The 20,569-nt window shown below is 36.6% G+C and carries 24 protein-coding genes and 1 rRNA gene; 1 reads left to right on the top strand and 24 read right to left on the bottom strand.

Going from position 1 to position 20,569, the window contains the following annotated elements; all coding sequences use genetic code 11:
• Positions 1–4: 4 nt before the first annotated feature.
• From glmU to metG, 12 genes are all read right to left on the bottom strand, one after another.
• A complete protein-coding gene (gene glmU, locus RCJ95_RS22550) occupies positions 5–1,375 on the bottom strand; it encodes a bifunctional UDP-N-acetylglucosamine diphosphorylase/glucosamine-1-phosphate N-acetyltransferase GlmU (protein ID WP_221683395.1) in 1,371 nt (456 codons plus the stop codon).
• 261 nt (positions 1,376–1,636) lie between these two features.
• On the bottom strand, positions 1,637–1,939 hold the full coding sequence (spoVG, locus tag RCJ95_RS22545; protein WP_004229187.1) for a septation regulator SpoVG: 303 nt from the start codon (positions 1,937–1,939) through the stop codon (positions 1,637–1,639).
• A gap of 220 nt (positions 1,940–2,159) precedes the next feature.
• Positions 2,160–2,534: a RidA family protein gene (locus tag RCJ95_RS22540; protein ID WP_004229189.1), complete on the bottom strand. Its 375-nt coding sequence runs from the start codon at positions 2,532–2,534 to the stop codon at positions 2,160–2,162.
• Positions 2,531–3,364, bottom strand: coding sequence for a pur operon repressor (gene purR / locus RCJ95_RS22535; protein WP_004229190.1), 834 nt, complete (start codon positions 3,362–3,364; stop codon positions 2,531–2,533). Before purR ends, RCJ95_RS22540 begins: the two co-directional genes overlap by 4 nt.
• 56 nt (positions 3,365–3,420) lie before the next feature.
• Positions 3,421–4,287, bottom strand: coding sequence for a 4-(cytidine 5'-diphospho)-2-C-methyl-D-erythritol kinase (gene ispE, locus RCJ95_RS22530; RefSeq protein ID WP_009374181.1), 867 nt, complete (start codon positions 4,285–4,287; stop codon positions 3,421–3,423).
• A 220-nt stretch (positions 4,288–4,507) separates the two neighbouring features.
• Positions 4,508–4,687 (bottom strand): small, acid-soluble spore protein, alpha/beta type, encoded by a 180-nt coding sequence (locus RCJ95_RS22525; protein WP_004229193.1) that lies wholly within the window; start codon positions 4,685–4,687, stop codon positions 4,508–4,510.
• Between the two features lie 113 nt (positions 4,688–4,800).
• On the bottom strand, positions 4,801–5,061 hold the full coding sequence (gene veg / locus RCJ95_RS22520; protein WP_004229199.1) for a biofilm formation stimulator Veg: 261 nt from the start codon (positions 5,059–5,061) through the stop codon (positions 4,801–4,803).
• Positions 5,062–5,218: 157 nt separating this feature from the next.
• Entirely contained in the window at positions 5,219–6,100 is an 882-nt protein-coding gene (gene rsmA / locus RCJ95_RS22515) for a 16S rRNA (adenine(1518)-N(6)/adenine(1519)-N(6))-dimethyltransferase RsmA (RefSeq protein WP_337976464.1), read from the bottom strand.
• The gene (gene rnmV, locus RCJ95_RS22510) at positions 6,093–6,659 is read right to left on the bottom strand and encodes a ribonuclease M5 (protein WP_004229206.1); all 567 of its coding nucleotides are present in this window, start codon (positions 6,657–6,659) and stop codon (positions 6,093–6,095) included. Before rnmV ends, rsmA begins: the two co-directional genes overlap by 8 nt.
• Positions 6,660–6,879: 220 nt before the next feature.
• Positions 6,880–8,091, bottom strand: coding sequence for a G5 and 3D domain-containing protein (locus RCJ95_RS22505; RefSeq protein WP_009374180.1), 1,212 nt, complete (start codon positions 8,089–8,091; stop codon positions 6,880–6,882).
• A gap of 135 nt (positions 8,092–8,226) precedes the next feature.
• Positions 8,227–8,997 (bottom strand): TatD family hydrolase, encoded by a 771-nt coding sequence (locus RCJ95_RS22500; RefSeq protein WP_048395439.1) that lies wholly within the window; start codon positions 8,995–8,997, stop codon positions 8,227–8,229.
• A gap of 253 nt (positions 8,998–9,250) precedes the next feature.
• Complete coding sequence (gene metG, locus RCJ95_RS22495; RefSeq protein ID WP_237497404.1) at positions 9,251–11,242, bottom strand: methionine--tRNA ligase; 1,992 nt, start codon at positions 11,240–11,242, stop codon at positions 9,251–9,253.
• Between the two features lie 334 nt (positions 11,243–11,576).
• Here metG and RCJ95_RS22490 point away from each other — a divergent pair, with 334 nt between their 5' ends.
• Complete coding sequence (locus RCJ95_RS22490; protein ID WP_004229214.1) at positions 11,577–11,855, top strand: AbrB/MazE/SpoVT family DNA-binding domain-containing protein; 279 nt, start codon at positions 11,577–11,579, stop codon at positions 11,853–11,855.
• Between the two features lie 234 nt (positions 11,856–12,089).
• Here the strand turns inward: RCJ95_RS22490 and rsmI are convergent, their stop codons facing one another.
• From rsmI to rrf, 12 genes are all read right to left on the bottom strand, one after another.
• Positions 12,090–12,965, bottom strand: coding sequence for a 16S rRNA (cytidine(1402)-2'-O)-methyltransferase (gene rsmI / locus RCJ95_RS22485; RefSeq protein ID WP_221683393.1), 876 nt, complete (start codon positions 12,963–12,965; stop codon positions 12,090–12,092).
• Positions 12,962–13,225 (bottom strand): GIY-YIG nuclease family protein, encoded by a 264-nt coding sequence (locus tag RCJ95_RS22480; RefSeq protein WP_274771117.1) that lies wholly within the window; start codon positions 13,223–13,225, stop codon positions 12,962–12,964. The genes rsmI and RCJ95_RS22480 overlap by 4 nt, the downstream gene beginning before the upstream one ends.
• A complete protein-coding gene (locus RCJ95_RS22475) occupies positions 13,209–13,958 on the bottom strand; it encodes a tRNA1(Val) (adenine(37)-N6)-methyltransferase (RefSeq protein ID WP_221683392.1) in 750 nt (249 codons plus the stop codon). Before RCJ95_RS22475 ends, RCJ95_RS22480 begins: the two co-directional genes overlap by 17 nt.
• A gap of 63 nt (positions 13,959–14,021) precedes the next feature.
• Positions 14,022–14,378 (bottom strand): DNA replication initiation control protein YabA, encoded by a 357-nt coding sequence (gene yabA / locus RCJ95_RS22470; RefSeq protein ID WP_004229222.1) that lies wholly within the window; start codon positions 14,376–14,378, stop codon positions 14,022–14,024.
• 27 nt (positions 14,379–14,405) lie between these two features.
• A complete protein-coding gene (locus RCJ95_RS22465; protein ID WP_048395431.1) occupies positions 14,406–15,221 on the bottom strand; it encodes a PSP1 domain-containing protein in 816 nt (271 codons plus the stop codon).
• Positions 15,214–16,218, bottom strand: coding sequence for a DNA polymerase III subunit delta' (holB, locus tag RCJ95_RS22460; RefSeq protein ID WP_221683391.1), 1,005 nt, complete (start codon positions 16,216–16,218; stop codon positions 15,214–15,216). Before holB ends, RCJ95_RS22465 begins: the two co-directional genes overlap by 8 nt.
• A gap of 148 nt (positions 16,219–16,366) precedes the next feature.
• Positions 16,367–16,807 (bottom strand): YaaR family protein, encoded by a 441-nt coding sequence (locus RCJ95_RS22455; RefSeq protein ID WP_004229228.1) that lies wholly within the window; start codon positions 16,805–16,807, stop codon positions 16,367–16,369.
• 108 nt (positions 16,808–16,915) lie between these two features.
• The gene (locus tag RCJ95_RS22450; protein ID WP_004229230.1) at positions 16,916–17,245 is read right to left on the bottom strand and encodes a cyclic-di-AMP receptor; all 330 of its coding nucleotides are present in this window, start codon (positions 17,243–17,245) and stop codon (positions 16,916–16,918) included.
• A gap of 311 nt (positions 17,246–17,556) precedes the next feature.
• Positions 17,557–18,186, bottom strand: coding sequence for a dTMP kinase (gene tmk, locus RCJ95_RS22445; RefSeq protein ID WP_221683390.1), 630 nt, complete (start codon positions 18,184–18,186; stop codon positions 17,557–17,559).
• Positions 18,187–18,203: 17 nt separating this feature from the next.
• Positions 18,204–19,628 carry an aminotransferase class I/II-fold pyridoxal phosphate-dependent enzyme gene (locus RCJ95_RS22440; protein WP_255601758.1) on the bottom strand — a complete coding sequence of 475 codons (1,425 nt, stop codon included), beginning with the start codon at positions 19,626–19,628 and terminating at the stop codon, positions 18,204–18,206.
• Between the two features lie 275 nt (positions 19,629–19,903).
• Entirely contained in the window at positions 19,904–20,341 is a 438-nt protein-coding gene (locus RCJ95_RS22435; RefSeq protein WP_274771113.1) for an SRPBCC domain-containing protein, read from the bottom strand.
• Positions 20,342–20,446: 105 nt separating this feature from the next.
• A 5S ribosomal RNA gene (gene rrf / locus RCJ95_RS22430) occupies positions 20,447–20,562 on the bottom strand.
• Positions 20,563–20,569: the final 7 nt, after the last annotated feature.

Raw genomic sequence — 20,569 nt, 5'->3', positions numbered from 1 at the left:
ATAATTATTTTGAATTTAATTTGCTTACATAATTCGGTTTGTTTTCTTGTCTTGCACGAGCTATGGCAAGTGCATCTTCAGGAACTTCTTTTGTAATTGTAGAACCTGCTGCAATAAATGAACCTTTTCCAACTTTCACTGGCGCTACTAAGTTAGTATTACATCCTACAAATACATCATCTTCAATAATCGTTTTGAACTTGTTTTTTCCATCATAGTTTACTGTAATGGAACCACAACCAATATTGACGTTACTACCGATCTCGGCATCGCCAATATAGCTTAAATGTGAAACTTTCGAGCCATTATCTAGCTTGCTTTTCTTCACTTCTACAAAGTTACCAATTTTCACATGACTACCGATGTCTGAAAGTGGTCGAATATGAGCAAATGGCCCAATAGCAGTATCCTCTGCAATAGCGCTTTCACGGACAACTGAAGAATGTATAGTTGTACGATCACCAACGCGGCTATCTATGATTTGAGTATTTGGACCGATAATGCAATCTTCACCGATCACAGTAGCACCTTCAATCATTGAGCCAGGTTGAATCACCGTATCACGCCCAATAACTGCATCTGCACTAATATGCGTTGTTTCAGGATGGATAATTGTTACACCATTCCGCATATGTTTCTCGTTGATTCTTGTACGCATTAATGTCTCGGCTTGTGACAAAGCCACACGATCGTTAACACCTAGTGTTTCTTCAAAATCATCAGTGACATATGCTTCAACAATATCACCTTGCTTTTGTAAAATTTCAATGACATCTGGTAAATAATATTCACCTTGCGCATTATCATTTTTCACAAGTTTCAATGTTTCAAATAATAATTTGTTATCAAAGCAATATGTGCCTGTGTTTATTTCTTTTACTAATTGCTGCTCTGCTGAAGCATCTTTTTGTTCAACAATTTGCTCCACCTGTCCGTTATTGCCACGTAATATACGGCCATAGCCAGTTGGGTTTTCAGCAATTGCAGTTAAAATAGTTGCTTTAGCATTCTTTGCATGATGATGTTCGAATAGAGCTTGCATCGTTTCAGGACGAATTAGTGGTGTATCTCCACATACAACTAACGTTGTACCTTCTTCATTACCTAAAATGGCCTCTGCTTGTTGCACAGCGTGCGCTGTACCTAGTTGTTCAGCCTGCAGCACATACTCACTTTTTTCACCAAGCTGTTGTTGCACTTTTTCAGCACCATGTCCGACAACCGTTACAATGCGATTCACATCTAACGTCTGAATATGATCCACCACATGTTGTACCATTGGTTTCCCACATACTGGATGGAGCACTTTATATAATTTGGACTTCATACGTGTACCTTGACCTGCAGCCAAAATGACAGCAAAAACATTGCTCATCAGTAAGTCCTCCAATACGCTCATTTTCTCTTATGACTATATAGCAAAATTCATCTATTTTCAAGGCATGTAGAGTTGACAAAAACATGAATTCCTAAATCCAATGCACCTTATGCTCGAATGTCATGAAGTATATCCTGAAATTGCTCATATTATCTTTTTATCAAAATAAAAAGAACCCTTCCAACTAGAAGAGTTCTTCCTATCTTTTTTACCATCAGTTTGTAACATATCCTTAAAAAGTAAGTTATTTACTATTTATTACACACCGATTCCCTCTAATTCTTCCTCTTTACCAGCTTCCTCTACTTCACTAGAGTTATGATACTCGTTTAAAATGATCTCCTGAATTTTATTTCGAGTATCAGAATTAATTGGATGAGCAATATCTCTAAACTCCCCATCTGGTGTTCGTTTACTAGGCATAGCTACAAATAAACCAGTATTTCCATCAATGACACGAATATCGTGAACAACAAACTCATTATCAAGTGTAATGGAAGCAATCGCACGCATGCGACCATCCGTCTGTACCCGACGTAATCTCACATCAGTAACTTCCATTTTCTCACCACCTCTCTTCTTGGATGCCTAAATGAAAATATCATATTCTCAATTACCGAATATTTTCCTTTTCATAGTCTATCAAATTTTCTAAAAAATTTGAATACTTATTAGAATAATATTTTTTCTTATATACGTAATTTTTGACAATTGTTTGTCAGCGTAAAAAAACCCACTAAAAAGAATAAAGGATCTTTTTAGTGAGCTTAACAAGTTTTAATTATTTTACGATTGCGATTACTTCGATTTCTACTTTTACATCTTTCGGAAGACGGGCTACCTCTACAGCTGAACGAGCTGGTTTATGATCACCGAAATGATTTGCATAAACTTCATTCATCGCTACAAAGTCATTCATATCTTTCATAAAGACCGTTGTTTTCACAACATTATCTAAAGAAGTTCCAGCTTCCGCTAAAACCGCTTTTAAATTAGCAAATACTTGATTTGTTTGTACAGTTATATCGCCTTCCACTAAATCACCTGTAGCTGTTAATGGAATTTGACCAGAGCTATAAAACATTCCGTTAACAATAATACCTTGTGAATATGGTCCGATTGCTGCTGGTGCATTTGTTGTTGCTACTACTTTCATTTGTCATGTCCCCTTTTAGAAAAATAGTTACCTTCACTTAATGCAATTGTTCGATCTTTTTCATTAACTTCATGAAGCTTTACAAGTGAATAATAATCATCTACTAATGTTTCGTCCGCATGCTCAGCCTCCACAAGCACTGCAATGCCTGCTAGCTGACAGTCAAACTCCTCTAAGAGGTTTTTCATGCCATTCATTGTACCGCCGACCTTCATAAAGTCGTCCGTAATTAATACACGTTGTCCACTCTTCATGCTTCTTTTTGATAATACCATTGTCTGAATTCTTCTGGAAGAACCAGATACATAGTTAATGCTTACTGTAGAACCTTCCGTTACTTTACTATCTCTTCTCACAACTACCACTGGTACATTTAAATGTCTTGCGATGGCATGGGCGATGGATATCCCTTTAGTTGCTACTGTCATTATGACATCGATTTGTTGATCTGCAAAGGCAGAAGCAAAGACCTTCCCTACACGATTAATTAAATCTGGGTTTCCAAGCAGGTCTGTCATAAATAAATATCCACCTGGTAACAATCGATCTGAATGTTCTAACTCTGCTTTTAAATCTTGAATCACTAAACGTACTTCAGCCTCGGACATTTTCGGAATATACTTTACTCCTCCTGCAGCACCCGGCACTGTCATCAATAACCCGATTCCTTTTTCTTCGAAAGTTTCTTTTACAATCGTTAAATCTTCACTAATGGATGACTTAGCAGATTGATATAGTTCTGAAAAATAAGTTAGCGGGATCAGCTGATGTGGATGTTCTAGTAAGTAGTACGTCATATCAACTAGTCGTTCACTACGCTTCCATTTCATGCGACCCTCTCCTAAACACGAATATTTATAGGTAAAATTAACACAAATTTGCGTTTCTAAGCAAGCGTATTTCGCTCACCTAAAATTCGTACTGCATAAACTTCCTCACAAAAACCACGTAAACCATTATAAATGCGACTTACACGAGCTTCACTATCCACAAGCCCAAATACAGTTGGACCGCTTCCACTCATTAACGTAGCATCTGCCCCAAAGCGCTTCATTTGTTCCTTTAACATCACAACTTCTGGGTGTAGCTTAAATGTTACAGTTTCCAAAACATTTCCTAATGATGAACATAATAGCTCATAATCTTTTGTCTCTATAGCTTGTATCATCTGCTGTGTATTGGGGTGTTGCAGTCCTTCAACCTTAAGACCCCCATAAACTTCTGCTGTCGACACACCAATTTTAGGCTTAGCTAGTACAACCCAACAATTAGGTGGAGCTGGTAATTCTTTTATTTTTTCGCCTCGCCCTGTAGCGAGTGCCGTGCCTCCGTAAACACAAAACGAAACATCCGAACCAATTTTAGCACCAAGCTCCGCTAATTCATCTATTGATAAACCTAAATCCCACAGTTCATTTAGCCCTTTTAATGTTGCAGCTGCATCACTACTACCTCCTGCGAGTCCTGCTGCTATGGGTATTTCCTTTTCAATCGTAATGGATACACCTTGTCTAATGCCATATGTATCTTTAATGAGACGCGCTGCCTGATAAGCAAAATTACGATGGTCATTTGGTACAAAATTATCTGTTGAAGTGATTTGAATAACACCATCTTCTCGAGATTCAAGACTGATACGATCAGCTAAATCGACTGTTGTCATAACCATCTCCACTTCGTGAAAATTATCGGGTCTTTTATAAAGTACATCTAATGTTAAATTGATTTTTGCAGGCGCCTTTACATAAAGCATATTTCTTCCTCCTTATAGCTACACGTATAAACAGTTCTTTTTTTCGCGCAAGATTATTCATTTTATTTTACCATATTGAGAATACGAAAATGGAAAAAAAGAACCGTTTACCCTATTCGGAGTAACGGCTCTCTCTCGTCAGTTGTATTTGTTGTGTCAGTAAGGATTTTCATCCCTGCTGAATGAAACTTTATAAGATGACTATTTTAGCAAAAACAGCCTACTTACGCTCTTGCTCACTACTTGCCCGTTCAGCCATTTCTATGGCACGTTTGACCATATTACCAGCATCACGAGCTTTTATGCCGCCCCAGCCTTCCTTTTGCACAACATCATAAAATCCAAGTTCTTTTGCGATCTCTTCTTTTAAACGAGGTGACATGATACCTTTTCTAGGCATATAAACTCCTCCTTTAACAACTGACGAATTTAGTATGCCCGTGAAAACGCAAAACACTCATGTATTTTAAATATACATGAGTGTTTCTAAAATATAGAAATAAGTACTAGAAACTATTTTGCGACAGCAGCCTTTGCTTCGTCTAAAAATGTAATCTCTACTGCTTCAGTTAAAATATCTGTGTAGCTATACGATACGCGCTTGCACGTATTGTCTTCTTGATCGAGCTCTACTACAAAGATGGCGCGATATGTCTCACGTAGTATCCCTGCACACTCAACCGTTTTCTTGCGACCACCGTTTGCTTTTAATTGCAAACGTTTACCCAAATGACAATCCAACGACTTTTTAATGTCCGCTAAAGTTTTTGGCATTTTCGCTTACACCTCACTAATAACAAGTATAAGCTAATGGCCCAAAAATGTCAACAAAATATAATATTTTATCAGCCTCTTATAAATCTTGTCAACTTATTTTTTATAAAAAAATATATATTTTTTTACATATCCGAAAAATTGTTAACAAAAATTTTCACTTTGCAAAAACAGGATGCAGTGCATCGGCTAATTTCCCAAACTCTTGAATTGAAAGTGTTTCTCCACGGCGAGTTGGCTCAATTTTCGCTAGCTCTAATGCCTGTAAAATGTGATCCTTTTGTGCCTTTCCATTTGGTAAACCAGATTGCAGGTTATTATAGATTGTTTTTCTTCGCTGAACGAATGAGGCACGCGTTACAACAAATAAAAAATCCTCATCTATTACTTTTACCGGTGGTTCCTCATGCTTGATAAGGCGAATTACTGCAGAGTCGACGTTAGGTTGAGGCATGAAAACTGTTTTTGGCACTGTCATCGCAATATCTGCTTTCACGTAATATTGTATTGCAATTGATAAAGAACCATATTCTTTCGTCCCTGGCTTAGCCGTTATACGGTCTGCTACCTCTTTCTGCATCATCACAACAAAACCACGGATCGGTAATCTGTCATTGAGTAATTTCAGTAAAATTGGAGTCGTTACATAATACGGTAAATTTGCTACAACCATAATATCATCAATACCTGGCATCTCATCTGCAATTACTTTCTCCACATCTGCCTTAAGTATGTCAGAATGAATAATAGACACGTTATTATATGGACTAAGCGTATCTTCTAGTACAGGTAATAAACGTTGGTCAATTTCAAAGGAAACTACCTTTTTAGCGCTTCTCGCCAAATGCTCAGTTAATGCCCCAATCCCAGGACCAACTTCAATTGCGCCACTATTCTCAGTTAAATTGGCGTGACTCACTATATTTCTCAAAATGTTCGGGTCAATTAAGAAGTTTTGACCTAAACTTTTTTTAAATGAAAACCCATACTTTTTTAAAATTTCTTGTGTTCGAATTGGTGTCGCAATATCCTTATGCATCATTTTCCTCCTGATCTAACTGTGCGATAGCCGCACCAAATTGCTCCTCTGTAATCTGAAACATTTTCAATCTTTTATGAAGTTGTTTACCGTTTGTAGCACCTATATTTAAGATTTCCCCTAGTCTATCACGACGCTGCTTTGCTTGTGGATGTCCAATTAAACGAGCAGTCATTAAATCTTCCAGTGTAATTACCTCTTTGTTTAGCACCTCATGTATAGGGGTATAGACATGTTGTAATGCCTCACGTATATCCTCATCAGCAGCATGCTCAATCCCTAACCCTTTACCGTTTTTAGCAATCGTTTTCGCTTTTGGTAAAAAGGCATGCTTCACCCCTTTTACACGCTCCTCGATAATGGCCCGTATTCGACGTCCTGGATAGTCTGGATCAGTAAATACAATAACTCCACGTTTTTCTTGGGCGTGCTGAATTCGCTTTAACGTTTCTTCAGAAATTGCAGATCCATTTGTTTCTATAGTATCTGCTTGTACAGCACGTTTAATAGCTGTCGTATCATCTTTTCCTTCAACAACAATAATTTCTTTAATTTGCAAAAAGGCTCCTCTTTTCTATCTACCTTATCTTCTGACCATTTTACAACTGCTCTATACGATTTGTACAGGAATACAAGGTCCAGATGAGCTTATCTTATTCAACTTACTCTCTACATACCTTACAGCATCATTTGCTAAAAAATAATAAAGAAGCCTTCCCGCCAGTCAAAACAGGAAAGCTCCATTTGTGAAAAACATTTTGATTAATTTTACAATTTTTTTAATTTAATACTTTAACGCGCACTTTCTTACGTCCCCAGTTACGTGCTTGAGCATCTGTTTGTACAAGTATGTCAATCTTATTACCCTTAATTGACCCACCAGTATCCCCAGCTATAGCAGTTCCATAGCCTTCTACCCAAACCTTTGATCCTAGCTTAATAACAGAAGGGTCAACTGCTATCACCTTCAAGCCAGAATTTGAACGTAGGTTTATACCAGTTGCTGATGTACCAGTACAACCGTTGCAATATGGTGTATATGCTGTTGCCGTTACGTAAAATTCTTTACCGTTAGCAGGCTCTGCAGAACCACGTGACACAGTTGCTGCACTTGCAACGATTGTTTTTGTGCCTACTGCAACCACTTGTTTCTTCGGCTCTTTTAATACTTTCTCAGATTGCAGGTTTTTTGCCACAACCTTACCGTTTTCTTTGACAACCTCATACGTACGAGAAACCGAACCCTTCTCGCCCGTTGCTACTACTTTTTGTTTCCCCTTTTGCAATGAAGCATCCTGCTTCTTTTCAACTGCGAAATCTAAAGAGTCTTCCACTACATCGATAACCTTTTCTACGCGAACTACTGTGATTTTACTCTCCGGAGTAATAACGTTCTCCAGGTTATTTTCGACACGATCGAATTCATTTAGCTGAATTCCTTGTTGTTTTAAAAAGTTAGCGACCGTAGTCGAAGTGGACCATACTTGTCTTTTATTTACGCCATCGACAAGCGCTACTTGAAACGCTTTTTGAATATCGATTTTGTTTTCTGCTCCTAGTTCAGTATCTAGACCTTGCGCTAAAGAGTCATGTTCAGATACTTTAATATTTGCTTCCTTCAAAATGTCCTTCACAAGTGTTTCAGTTGTCCAAACTTTTGACTGATTTCCATCAACTGAAATAGTTACTTCTTTTGCCTGTTCCCATGTAATTGCTAATCCATTAACAATTTTGGTGTTCAGAGAGGGTGAAATTTTGTCATGCTCTGCTATATCTATATTTTGATTTTGTAATAATTGTTCTACAGTTTTGGCATGTGTTGATACTTCGATTGTTTCTCCATTTGCTTCAAGCTTAACGGATTTTTTCGTACCCTGATAAAGCACGAAAGAGATTACAGACACAAACAGGACAAGTGAAATAATTCTTATCACTGTTTGCTTACTCCTCAATGATCCTAAGAACAAGTTTTTCATGGAATTATTTGACATGAAAAAACGCCTCCTTAATACAAGGTTGGATTATACGGACTAGTTTTGGCACTGTCAACCCGAAAGTATTTCTCTGAAAATTGACTTCTTGTTTTTTGCCAACCACAAACCCTGTATTGGAGGCATCTAAGCTAGTTAATTGTCAATCCCAAAAAAATTTTTCGCATTGGCTGTAGTTGCTTGTGCAATTTCCTCAATTGTCAACCCTTTCAAACGTGCGATTTCCTCAGCAACTAAAGGCACGAAAGCGGGTTCATTGCGCTTACCTCGATGTGGATGTGGAGCTAAATAAGGAGCGTCTGTTTCAATCATCAAGTGCTCAAGAGCTATTTCTGTCGCTACTTCCTTTGGTAGACGTGCATTTTTAAATGTCACTGGTCCCCCAAGACTAATCATAAAATTCATAGCTATACATTCACGCGCTGTTTCTACACTTCCACTAAAGCAGTGCATAACACCCCCTACGGATGCAGCATTTTCTTCACGTAAAATTTGTACAACATCACCTGTTGCATCCCTATTATGAATAACGATTGGTAAATTGATCTTTTGAGCTAATTGAATTTGCTTGCGAAAAAGTTCCTGTTGAACGTCTTTTGGAGACTTATCCCAATAGTAGTCCAATCCCGTTTCACCAATGCCAACTATTTTTGGATGTGAAGCTAATTGCTCAATCCACTCTAAATCTTGTTGAGTACAATCAATCGCGTCTACTGGATGCCAGCCAATGACACCGTAAACAAAATCATATTGCTCTATTAATTGCATTGTTCTCTCAATGGTTTTACGGTCGAAACCAATAACTACCATTCTTTCTACTTTAGCTTCAAGAGCTCTATCAATCACTTCTTGAAGATCTTCCTCATACTGATCTGCGTTTAAATGTACGTGTGTATCTATAAACATCTTCATTCTCCTAACATTGATTTTATTAAAATTTATTATTTCATATTTTTCGTGGTCATTACAATTTCATTACAAACTATTCGACATTGTGACATTCCACTTAATCGACATTACCTAAAGTAGTTCTTTAAACCCATAAAAGTATATTTTTCACGCACCATAAATTATTTCAAAATAATTTAATCCCATTTTCTCTAACAGATTTGAAAAGCCTGCTGAATAATTCATATTCAGCAGGCCTTCCTTAAGTTCATTACTTTACTTTTGCACCATTTTCGAGTTTAGGATCAACTGATGCTAATTTTAAAATTCCATCTTTCTCACCAGCTAAAATCATTCCTTGTGATATTTCACCACGTAATTTCACTGGTTTTAAATTTGCTACGACAATTACTTTTTGACCTATTAAATCATCTGGTGTATAGAATTTCGCAATACCTGAAACTACTTGACGTTGCTCATATCCTAGATCAACTTGAAGCTTTAATAATTTATCTGCTTTCGGAACAGTTTCACATGCAGTCACAGTAGCTACTCGCAAGTCAACTTTCATAAAATCATCGATAGTAATTTCAGGAATTTCTGGATTTTCTTCAGTTTTTGCTACCTTTTTAATTTCTTCATCCTGTGGTGTTTTCACAGAGCCACGCATTTCCTCACGAATATAAGTAATCTCAACCTCATTTTCTAAGCGTGGGAAAATCGGTATCCCTTTTTCTACCACTTTAATGTTTGCTGGAATAGTATTGCCGAATGTTTCAATTGTATCCCATGCTAAGAATTTGTCATCTAATCCTAACTGATCGATCATACGTTTCGGAGTTGTTGTCATAAATGGTTGCAACATGACAGCGATTTGATGTAAGCTTTCTGCCAAATTTCGCATAACTGCACCTAATTTTGGCTTGTCTGACTCCTCTTTTGCTAACACCCATGGTTGTGTCTCATCTATATACTTATTTGTGCGGGAAACAAGCGTCCATAAGTCTGCAAGAACAACACTAAATTGCATTTTTTCCATACTTTCTTCATATTTAATACGTACCGACTCAGCTTGCTCTTTTAAAGCTGCATCAAATTCTGTCGGTTGAAGATTTTCTGTCGGAATAATACCATCAAAATATTTATTAATCATTGAAATTGTACGATTTAATAAGTTCCCTAAATCATTAGCCAGATCAAAGTTTGTACGTTCAATAAATGATTCTGGTGAAAATACCCCATCAGAGCCAAATGGTAATTCTCGTAATAGGAAATAACGTGTCGCATCTAGACCATAACGCTCGATTAACATTTCAGGATAAATTACATTACCTTTTGATTTAGACATTTTACCGTCTTTCATCATAATAAAACCGTGAGCAAATACCTTTTTCGGTAATGGCAAATCTAGTGCCATTAAGAAAATTGGCCAATAAATCGTATGGAAACGAACAATATCCTTCCCAACTACATGTACATCTGCTGGCCAATATTTATTGAATAATGATTCATCTTCTGATAGATATCCTAAGGCTGTAATATAATTCGTTAATGCGTCAACCCACACATAAATAACATGCTTTGGATCTCCTGGTACTTTAATTCCCCAGTCGAAGGATGTTCTTGATACCGATAAATCCTCTAGTCCTGGTTTAATGAAGTTGTTAATCATTTCATTTTTTCGTGATTCTGGCTCAATAAATTCAAGGTTCTCTTCATAATAAGCTAATAAACGATCTGCATATTTCTTCATATTAAAGAAGTACGATTCTTCTTTAACCTTATGCACCGGACGACCGCAATCAGGACAGTTCCCGTCAACTAGTTGAGTCTCAGTAAAGAATGATTCACACGGTGTACAGTACCAGCCTTCATACTCACCTTTATAAATATCACCATTATCTAAAAACTTTTGGAAAATCTTTTCGACAGCTTTCGTATGTCGATCCTGGGTTGTTTGAATAAAGTCATCATAAGAAATATCCATTAACCCCCAAAGTTTTTTCGCAGCATCTGCAATTTCATTTACATAATCTTGAGGATGTTTACCCGCTTCTGCTGCTTTTTCTTGAATTTTTTGGCCATGTTCGTCCATTCCTGTTAAAAAGCGTACATCATAACCTTTTAAACGTTTATAGCGTGCAATAGTATCAGATGCTACTGTTGTATATGCCGTACCAATATGAAATTTCCCACTTGGATAGTAAATGGGTGTTGTTATATAGAATGTTTTTTGTTGTTCACTCACTAGAACTGCCTCCATTGTTTTACAATATACTTTCTATTCTAACGAAGTACGAAATTCGTTTCAATGAAAGTTTATTAAACGCGAAAATTGTCGAATAATATATTTAATCCATTAAATGACTTAAATAAGAACCTTTTTTACTATTAACAAAAATATTTATTAAAAACCTTTTAAAAAAATTAAAATACCAGCATTCTTCTCAAAAAATTTTTTTAAAAACCATAATATTAGTGCATTAATTAATTGACGTTTATGGCATTACTTGGTATGATAACTATCAGACAAAGAAATAATGTCGAAATTTGACGAAATACCAATATAACTTTTATAAATTAGGAGGAAATCTATTATGAAATCAACAGGGATTGTTCGTAAAGTCGATGAGTTAGGTCGTGTAGTAATTCCTATCGAGTTACGCCGTACGCTAGGTATTGCTGAAAAGGACGCTTTAGAAATCTATGTGGATGATGATAAAATCATCTTAAAAAAATATATGCCTAATATGACATGTGCTGTTACTGGTGAAGTTTCAGATGATAACTTCCGTCTAGTTGGAGGCAAATTAATTTTAAGTCCAGAAGGCGCTGAAATGTTAGTTAAAGAAATTCAATCTAACTTAAAAAAATAATTAGTTACTCACCTAAATCAAAACAGTGATTTAGGTGTTTCTGTTTATTAATATAACCAATTTCTTAATCCCTTATAATGTCCATGTCAGACCTTTCTATTTTAGGTTACTATTATTTACAATTATTATCAATTTAAAATTGTGTCTCAAAATTATTACTTTTCAACTTTTAAGTTTCGAAGTCATTAACTAAATAAAAATAAAGAGCTACCCTATTAAGGTAACTCTTTACTATTAATCACTATGATATTCATTATAAACATCTCGCTTTGACACTTGCCTTAACTTAGCTACTTCTTTAATGGCTTCTTTTGAAGATACATTCGATTGATTGATAATGAAATCAACATGTTCAACAATGGACATGTTTTGCCAATAGGCTTCTTCATGATCTTCCTCTTCTACACAGCTATTACCTTCAAGAACAATACAAAACTCTCCTCGTATTTCCTCTGTTTGTGACCATTCTATAGCTTCAGACAAAGTACCTCTTAAAAACTCTTCAAACTTCTTTGTCAGCTCTCGAGCTAAAACAATACGACGTTCCCCCAGTATAGCTTCCATATCTTTTAATGTATCCTTTAAGCGATGTGGTGCCTCATATAGTAAAATCGTTTCTTGGCGTTTTTTTAATTGTTCTAATTGCTGGCGACGTTCCTTTTTTCCGCGATTCAAAAATCCATAAAAGAAAAATGGCTGTGGCGATAACCCAGATGCAATTAATGCTGAAATCGCTGCATTAGGCCCTGGCACTGGTACAACAGAAAAGTTTTGAGCAATTGCTTTTTCAACTATATCTGCACCTGGATCAGAAATACAAGGTAAACCTGCATCACTTACTAATGCAATTGTTTTTCCTTCCTGTAGTAATGTTAACAATTTTTCTCCACCTACGGCTAAATTATGTTCGTGGTAGCTGATTAGCGGTGTTTCAATCTCAAAGTAGTTACACAGCTTTTTGGTGTTTCTAGTATCTTCTGCCGCGATAATATCGGCTTCTTTTAAAATGCGAAGTGCACGCACACTCATATCTTCTAAATTACCAATAGGTGTTCCTACCAGATATAAACAACCTGTCTGTTCGTGTATTGTACTTTTTTGTGATTTCACGATTCGCCCCTCCTTATATAATTAATTTTCTGTGTTCTTGTTAATTGCTTAAAGGCATATTCAGCACGCATTGCTGCTTGCTTTGTCTCAAATATTTCTTTATAAATACATTTCACTGGACCTCTAGCTCTTGTATATTTTGCTCCTTTACCAGCGTTATGTACAGCAACACGTTTTTCTATATTATTTGTATACCCTGCATAAAGAGTTTGATCAGCACACTCTAACACATAAAAGTAGTGATTATTGCTCTTTTCCATAAAGAATTTCTCTCACTTCTGCCGTGTATTCATTATTAGCATCATAAACATACAACGGCGGCAGAATTTTTAAATCAGGCTTTCCATCTTTTATTCCTTCTATTAATAATGTATTCGCCTCTTTCCCTTCCTTCGGATAAATGAGCTGCATCCGTTTAGGCTCTAAGCGATTTGCTCGCATAGCTGTCACAATATCTAATAATCGCCCTGGTCGGTGGACAAATGCGGCCTTGCCCCCTTGCTTTAATAATTTACTTGCTGATTGAATTGCTTCTTCCAATGTTAAATACAATTCATGGCGTGCAATGGCATGATGCTCACTAAGGTTTTTATCACTTGCTTCATGTGCTAAAAAATAGGGTGGATTACAGGTAACCACATCATACTTTTCAATGCCAAGTTGTTTCGGTATTTCTTTAACATCTCCAAGAATCATTTGAATTTGCTGTTCTAGCTGATTGTAACGGATACTTCTCTCTGCCATCTCAAATAAACGTGGCTGAATTTCTACTCCCGTTATCTGTCCCTTTGTACGTGCACTTAAAAAAAGTGGTATCACACCATTTCCTGAACATAAATCAACCATTTTTCCTTTATGATAAGGAATACTGACAAACTTCGAAAGCAGTACTGCATCTAATGAGAACGAAAAGACAGAGGGACTTTGAATAATACGTAAATTCTCAGCCAACAAATAATCTAACCGCTCGTCACCTTTTAGCCATTTTTCCATGCTTACTCCTCCTACACTACAAAACAAAAGACTGACACCACCGTAGCGGGAATCAGCCTTTTATTACACATTTTGTTTATTTAAAAATGATAGACAAAACAGACAATCCTCACCCTTACGTGAACTTCCAAAATGAACATGGCAAACATGGAAGCCCTCTTGGTAGAGGCGAGCTAAGTTATCATATCCCTCACCAATATCTAGCGGACTCTCTTTCTTTACTTCAGCAGCTTGTACGGAGTTTGTATTAGAAAGTAGTTCTTCTAGACGTGTACGTAGGTGATGATTCTCTGTTTCAAGCGCCTTATGCTCTTCCATCATTAACGCTACAAATTGTTTCAATGCACCAAATTGCTCCTGCATTGCTTCGAGCTGTTGTTCGAACTCCATAACGGTATCTAAGAAATTACGGTCCTTCACCCAAGCCACCTCGTTAAATTCTCTATCTTAAATAAGATTTTTTTCGCATGCTAGCAGTTCTTCTAGTGTATACTCAACTGTGCGTTCCTGCTCATGTAAATATACTTGAATAAGTCTTTCCAGCACATTTAGCCCTACTACTTTCCCACGGCCATCTGGTGTCATTGTTATCTCACCAACATCTGGCATGCCCTCTTTTGCTTCTTCATATTCATCATTTTCATACTTTAAGCAACACATTAAACGTCCACAAAGGCCAGATATTTTTGAAGGATTTAATGATAAGTTTTGATCTTTAGCCATTTTAATAGAAACAGGCTCAAAATCACCCAAAAATGTGGAGCAGCAAAGCATTCTACCACATGGACCGATACCACCTAAAAGCTTGGCTTCATCACGCACACCGATTTGACGAAGTTCAATACGTGTTCTAAAAACCGAGGCTAAATCTTTTACTAGATCCCTAAAATCAACTCGTCCTTCAGCTGTAAAGTAAAAAATAATTTTATTACGATCAAATGTATATTCAACATCTACAAGTTTCATTTCTAAATTATGCTCTATAATTTTCGTACTAGCGAGCTCAAATGCACGCTTTGATTCCGCTGCATTTTCCTCTACTTGTATACGATCACGATCATCTGCTGGTCTAAGTACTTGTTTTAGTGGTAATACAACATCATTATCACCCACTACCTTTTGAGGGACAACTACTTTTCCATACTCTACACCGCGGGCTGTCTCTACAATAACATATTGACTATCTTCTAGTAGAAATGATGCCGGATCAAAATAATATATTTTACCCGCCTTTTTAAAGCGGACTCCTACTACATTATACAAATGTATATCCCTCCTGCAGATTTAGCATTAACTGCTCCATCAATAACGTCCTATTCATGTTACGCTGTAAAGAGGCGCGAGCTTGTAAAATAGATTCCATCTGATTTGATAATCTCTCATAAGTGGAATATAGCGCAACTTCTTTAAATAGTGGTAACATGTCTGGATAAGTACAAGCTGCCTCGGGATTAGCTTTTATTGACACTATATCACGGTAAGCAAATAGTAGTAAATCCAATGCTTGCTCCATCTCGCTTTTTTCTTTAAAGTGAGGCAACCACTCTTCATGCACAATAAGCAATGCTTCGTGTACATTTTGCCGAATGGCCTCTACTAATTTTAACACTGTTTTTCGAGCGAGTGCAAACTGCTCATCATTTGCTAAAAATATCGCTGTTTCTACCTCGTTTGTCATCATGCTTACTGTTGAAGCCATTGAATGAGAAATATTATTTTCCTGTAAATGCTTCAACAAAACATGACGTGGCATTTTTTGAAATTTGATATGTTGACAACGAGAACGGATAGTTGGAAGTATTGACTGCATTTGCTCTGTTAGTAATATGGCAGTTACTTCTCCTTCTGGCTCCTCTAAAAATTTAAGTATCATATTTGCAGAGGCTGTATTAAGACGGTCTGCATGATGAAGCACATAAATCTTACGTCCTTCTTCTACACCCACCATTTTCATTTCTCCGATGAGCTCTCGCATCTGATCAATTTTTATGAATTGACCATCTGGATAAATTTGATGAATATTTGGATGATTTCCCGAATCTACACGTTTGCAATTTCGACATGTTTCACATGGAACATTTCCATTTGGTTTCTCGCATAACATTAATTTGACAAAAAAGTGCATAATATCTGCCTTGCCTGTCCCTTTTTCGCCATCAAAAATATATGCATGTGCTAATCTATTCTTGTCAAATATTGTTTGAAGCTGCTTCATTACGACTGGCTGCAGTGTGAGTAGCTCTTCAACATTCTTGGCCATACATTTAAATTCCTTCCTGTCTCTACAACAAAAAGTGATACTTTCTTGCACTCTTGTAAAGAAATATTGCAGTTGTTTACTTTAATGACGAGTAGCCACATCAACATTTGAAAAAAGCCCGCGCCTAAATGAGAACGAGACACGGGTTTTACATATATAAATTAATTAGTAAGCCTTTAATTTCACCGATTTTATCAAGAAGATCTATTGCTTCCTTTTCTTCGTCTAAAAGATCCTGTGCAAGTTCGACAAGACGTGTATCAATGGTTTCAATGATTTTCAGACGTCTTCCTTCACCAAAACGATTCCAAGTATGTGATTGTTTTAACTCCATACCATGTTCTACTGTCTCTTGTAGAAATCGTTTAACAAGCATTTTAAACCTAGCAAGTTCTCGTAAATTACGTGATCTAGCTACTCGGTCCCCTGCAGTAGATATATCCCCTAACAAACGCGTGAGTTGTTCTGTTTGCAGCTTATTACCTTGCTTGACGACCATATCTCCAAATCGGTTATTTTGATTATTATTTTGTAGTGGCTCTTTGCGATTTGTATTTAACCCGACACGTATATCTTGATTAATCTTCAAGCTAGTTTCGCCCCCACAGTTTTATCTATTTCTCCTAGGCATAATCGTTTTTAAATAAAATGTTTAATAGTAACAAATAATTAATGATTTAGCTTCGGAGGCTACTTTTTAAAAATGATGGAATTGTTCAATCGGTAAAACAAATACGGTAGCTCCTCCCACCTCTACCTCCACAGGGTAAGGTATATAGGAATCAGCATTTCCTCCTAACGGAGAAACGGGTGCAACCATTTGCTCTCTTGCCCGACAATTATCCCGAATAATATCTAAAAGTTTGGGTATGAGAGAGTCTTCAGTTCCTATAAGAAATGTCGTATTTCCTGAACGTAAAAATCCTCCTGTGCTCGCTAATTTAGTTGCGCGAAACTGATTTTTCGTTAAAGCATTTGATAAGCGGCTGCTATCCTGATCTTGCACTACAGCTACGACTAACTTCATTCGCACTCACCCCTTTTATAAAATTCACTAGATAGATTTCAATTCTATTCTTAAGCCTTAACTTATAAATAATTATCTTAGTTCATCGGAAGTTTAAACTACTGTTGAACTAGAGGAACATCAGCATGTTGACATAAAAACTCTATAAGAAAGTTTTAAAAGAGACATCTACAAGGTTCCCTAAACACATAATGTATCTACACAAAGGTGTGTCAGACCTAATAGGTACTTCCACAAATGATGCCCTCTTAGTGAAGATAAATTAATGGATAGTATCATTATATCACATTGTTGTAGACAACTTCATGCATTTACTGCATTGCTTCCAATAATAATAACCATACATCTTCCACAACACTTTCAATATCTTGATCTGCGTTGACTACACGTATTCGCTCTGGATACTGCTCTACTAATTGTAAATATCCTTCACGTACCTTCTGATGAAACGGCAAGCTTTCAACGTCTAAGCGGTTTACTTCCCGATTGCCAGTTGCATGAATACGCGCTAAGCCAACCTCTGGAGCAAGATCAAATAGTATGGTCACGTCAGGTAATTTCTTCCCAATAGCAAATTCATTAATAGAAAGCACCTCATTGACACCTATACCTCTTGCATATCCTTGATAGGCTAAAGAGGAATCGATAAAACGGTCACATATCACTAACTTCCCTGCATCTAATGCAGGACGTACTTTTTCAAAATAATGCTGGCTTCTTGCTGCAGCATATAACAATGCCTCTGTTCGTTCATCCATAGCAGTATGTGCAGGATTCAAAATAATCGTTCTTATTTTTTCTGCAATCTCAATTCCACCTGGTTCTCTTGTTGCTAGAACTTCAATATTTTTTTCTTTTAATCGCTTTGCTATCATTTGAATGACCGTTGTTTTTCCTGCTCCCTCTGGTCCTTCAAATGTAATAAATAAATTGCTATTCATGCTGTGATTGCCTCCAACTATTTAATAACCTGAATCATTTTTTCTGCTAAACGATGATTCCCCTGGAATGTTGCACCTGCTGCTAGTAGCTCTTCCAATTGACTTAACTTAGCTACTGTTATTCTTTCTCCTGGTACTAATAATGGTATCCCAGGTGGATAAGGAATGATCATATTTGCTGAAATTCGCCCCATTGTACGCATATATGGTAACCATTCTTTCTTTAATGATGCAACCTCATTAAAGGTATATAGAGGCTCAGTAATCGGTACAAAATGATAGGCTGTTTGAGAAGCCGTTATGCTATCTGTTTTAGCTGTGTTTAATAGCGTTGATATAGCCTCTTTTATACGAACCCTGATTTCAGCAAATGGGTAGGTATGTCCTTGCTTCAGCAAAGGTAACACAAATAAAACCTGATTGGCATCTGCCAGTTCCCCATACACATGCTTTGCCTCTAATGCCTCCTGTAATTGAAAGCCACTATAACCATTAACACGTAACAATACTTTAAGTGGATCATCTACTTCAATTACTTCTAATGATCCAATTGCTCGTAATGCATCTACCCATTGATTCTTTTTTTCTATTATATATGCCCCATCACTCTCCATATATGTCTGTACATAATAGCGAGCATCATCTAATGATGCTAATAATAAGTAAGATGGACTACTAGATTGTAACATGCGTAAGTAGTGATGTATTTTGTCAGCCTCTATCAATTGCGACTTAACATGCATAAAAGAAGCCATCGTCATAGCAGGTAGAGTCTTATGGGCTGATTGAACAACAACGTCTGCTCCAAGTGTCAATGCAGATGGCTGAAATAGCGTACATGCATTAAAATGAGCGCCATGTGCTTCATCCACCAATACAGGTATTCCCTTCTCATGACAATAAGCAATTTGTTGCTGTATTTCATTCGAAGTCATCCCATAATAAGTAGGATATGTTAAAACTACTGCTTTCGCCTCTGAATAATTTTCTACGGCTTCTTTTAAATCTCTATAAGTTACATGTGTCGCCGACATTGTCCGTTCATCCCATAGCGGCGACACAAAAATTGGCTTAGCCCCAACAAGTTCAATAGCATGGAAAATTGATTTATGTGCATTACGCTGAACAATAATGGTATCACCTTTGTTACAAGTAGCATAAATCATTGCTAAATTGCCAACAGTAGACCCTCCTACTAAAAAGAAGCTCTTCGTTGCTCCATATGTATCTGCCAATAAATTTTCGGCTTCTAATATCATTTCCTCAGGGTAATGTAGATCATCTAATCCCGATAATTCAGTTACATCATAACGCATTACATCCTTAAATGCTTGAGGAAGATGGGACAGTTCGCCATGCTTATGACCTGGGACATGAAAAGAAATATTTTGTTGCTGTCGAAAACGTTCTAACCCTTCTATAATTGGTTTTTTCTTTTGCAAAACAAACACCCATTTTCGTTAGATTCTCGTTTAATTATACGAAATTATAAGGAGAGAAAAAAGCTATCCTTTCACAGGTAATCCACTTTATTTAGTAAACAACCTTTTCATCAAAATTAATCACAGCTTGATGTCATTATCGTTGACGCTTCATCCAAAAATAGAGTCATCTATACCTAAACCATCTTTTTTGCAGCAGTAAGAGTTGCTTATTAAAATAAAACCGATTATTGCTGTTATCTGTAATAATCGGTTCACCACTTATTTTCATATCACTAGTCTTGTAATGCTTGAATGGCCATTGCTTCCACTAATTGCTCTATCAGTCGAGGTACAAAATTATCTAATACAGGATTCATCATTCCTGCTAAAAATCCACTAGCTTTCATTGTTAAATTACCAATCAGTTGTGGTGATTCATTTTGATTTTGTATTATTTCAAAAGAACCATTACCAATTATCGGATCAGATAAACCCTCTAAATCAAACTGTATTTGATGAGCATCAGATTTTTTTACTTTAAGTTTTACTTTAACAGCTTTCTGAATTATGCCAAAGTCTCCTTGGAAGACCCAGATCATATCGACTTCATTTATTAATTCGTGATGTAAATAACCTGGTATTAAAACAGCCCATTGTTCTCTATTTTGAATAAAATTCTCTAATTTTTCTTTTTGTATATTGATTTCCTTACTGCATTGTCCTGTTGCCACTCTATTGCACCCCTTTGTTTATTTTTATCGCTCTATTAAACTTTAACATTTTATAGGTTTCTATATAAACAAAAAAACCACTGAGTTCTCAGTGGTTACTTATTTGCCTAGCGACGTCCTACTCTCACAGGGGGAAGCCCCCAACTACCATCGGCGCTAAAGAGCTTAACTTCCGTGTTCGGTATGGGAACGGGTGTGACCTCTTTGCCATCATCACTAGACTTTGTA

This window comes from Lysinibacillus sp. BSL11 (assembly GCF_052928325.1).
The sequence above is the reverse complement of the archived record's forward strand: the minus strand, read 5'-3'. Positions and strand labels throughout refer to the sequence as shown.